Genomic DNA, 2,212 nt, shown 5'->3' on the forward strand with positions numbered 1-2,212 from the left:
TGACGTTCGTGCAGCAGGAGGGCGAGTTCTTCGACCTCGACAAGAGCCGCTACGGCCTGGTCCCGGTGCACTGCGACGTCTGGGAAGGCTTCATCTTCGTCAACTTCGCCCCCGAACCGGAGCAGACGCTGCGGGACTTCCTCGGGCCGATGATCACCGATCTCGAGGGCTATCCGTTCGACAAGATGACCTCGCGCTTCCACTACCGGTCGGAGGTGAAGGCCAACTGGAAGCTCTACATGGACGCGTTCCAGGAGTTCTACCACGCACCGGTCCTGCATGCGAACCAGTCGCCCACCGCCTACTCGAAGGCCGCCGCGGAAGCCGGCTTCGAGGCGCCGCACTACCGCATCGAAGGGCCGCACCGACTGGTCAGCACCTCGGGTGTGCGGGCATGGGAGATGGCCGACGAGATGCGCAAGCCGATCGAGGACATCTGTCAGAGTGGGCTGTTCGGACCGTGGGACAAGCCGGATCTGGGGGAGATGCCGGTCGGCCTCAACCCGGCGAAGTGTGACCCGTGGGGCCTGGATTCGTTCCAGCTGTTCCCGAACTTCGTCATCCTGTTCTGGGGCCAGGGCTGGTACCTGACCTATCACTACTGGCCGACCTCGCACAACACCCACATCTTCGAGGGGACCGTGTACTTTCCACAGCCACGCACGCCCCGTGAGCGCATCGCTCAAGAACTCGCCGCGGTGTCCTTCAAGGAGTACGGCTTACAGGACGCCAACACCCTGGAGGCCACCCAGTCGATGGTCGAGTCGCGCGTGCTCGAGGACTTCGTCCTCTGTGATCAGGAGGTGCTGATCCGCCACCTGCACAAGGAGACCGCCGCCTGGGTGGAGGACTACCAGCGCAAGACCCAGCACGTCGGGCAGGGGGTGTGACCGTGGCCGAAACCGCGACGGCCAAACTACCACCCGAATTCGCCGACCTGGAGCAGTATTCCGACTGGTGTCTCGGCACCGAGCAGGAACGGTACGCCAAGCGCCTCGGCACGTCGATGCGCGAGATGCAGGCCTTCTACGACGCCATCACCGCGCGCGCCGAGGAAGCCATCGCCTACTGTGACAAGTTCTCCCTCGACGACCTGCCCGATGACGTCCTGAACTTGATGCATTTGCTCTACTCGATGATCCAAGTGTCGTTTCCGGTGGAGTGCTGGAAGCAACCCAAAGTGCCCGATACGGGGGCGACGACGCTGGACTGCGACGTCGAGCCCGTTCCATGACAGCAGGCCCGACGGGGGAAGTGACGATCCTTCGCGCGGCGCGCTGGGCCGACGTCGAGGCCGGTGAGGTGCGCTCGCCCGCGGTGGTGGTGATCGAGGGCAACCGGATCACCGGCGTGAATCCTGCTGTGGTGCCGGACAATCCGGCCCAGGACATCGATCTGGGCGACGTCACGCTGCTGCCCGGGTTGATGGACATGGAGCTCAACCTGCTCATCGGCGGCCCCGGTGGTCCCGAGGGACTGCCCAGCCCCATGCACGGTGTGCAGGACGACCCCGCGTATCGCACGCTGCGCGGTGCGGTCAACGCGCGCACCACGCTCGAGGCCGGCTTCACGACGGTGCGCAACCTGGGTCTGATGGTAAAGACCGGCGGCTATCTGCTCGACGTGGCGCTGCAGCGTGCGATCGAGCAGGGTTGGCATGTGGGGCCGCGGATCTTCCCGGCTGGGCACGCGGTGACGCCCTACGGCGGGCACCTCGACCCCACGGTGTTCCAGCGGCTCGCCCCGGGAATCATGCCGCTGTCGGTCGCGGAGGGCATCGCCAACGGTGTCGACGATGTGCGCGCCTGTGTGCGCTATCAGATCCGGCACGGAGCCAAGCTCATCAAGGTGTCGGCTTCGGGCGGCGTGATGTCACACAGCACCGCGCCCGGCGCGCAGCAGTACTCCGACGACGAGTTCGCCGCCATCGCCGACGAGGCGCACCGGGCGGGTGTGCGGGTGGCCGCGCATGCGGTGGGGGACAAGGCGATTCGCGCATGCATCCGGGCGGGGATCGACTGCATCGAACACGGCTTCCTGGCGACCGACGACACGATCCAGATGATGGTCGACCACGGCACGTTCCTGGTGTCGACCACATACCTCACCGAGGCGATGGCCGTCGACCGCATCGCGCCCGAACTGCGGAAGAAGGCCGAGGAGGTCTTCCCGCGGGCGCAGGCGATGCTGCCGAAGGCCATCGCGGCGGGTG

At 66.1% G+C, this 2,212-nt stretch carries 3 protein-coding genes; all 3 read left to right on the top strand.

Features of this window, described 5'->3' with window-relative positions:
• On the top strand, positions 1–890 hold an 890-nt coding region (locus VIQ49_RS00140), incomplete at its 5' end, for an SRPBCC family protein (RefSeq protein ID WP_331879757.1).
• Entirely contained in the window at positions 887–1,234 is a 348-nt protein-coding gene (locus VIQ49_RS00145) for a hypothetical protein (protein WP_331879759.1), read from the top strand. The genes VIQ49_RS00140 and VIQ49_RS00145, both read left to right, overlap by 4 nt.
• Positions 1,231–2,212: amidohydrolase family protein (locus VIQ49_RS00150; protein WP_331879761.1), on the top strand; the 982-nt coding region annotated here is incomplete at its 3' end. The genes VIQ49_RS00145 and VIQ49_RS00150, both read left to right, overlap by 4 nt.

The organism is Williamsia sp., assembly GCF_036566845.1.
In the GTDB taxonomy this organism is placed as follows: Bacteria; Actinomycetota; Actinomycetes; order Mycobacteriales; family Mycobacteriaceae; genus Williamsia.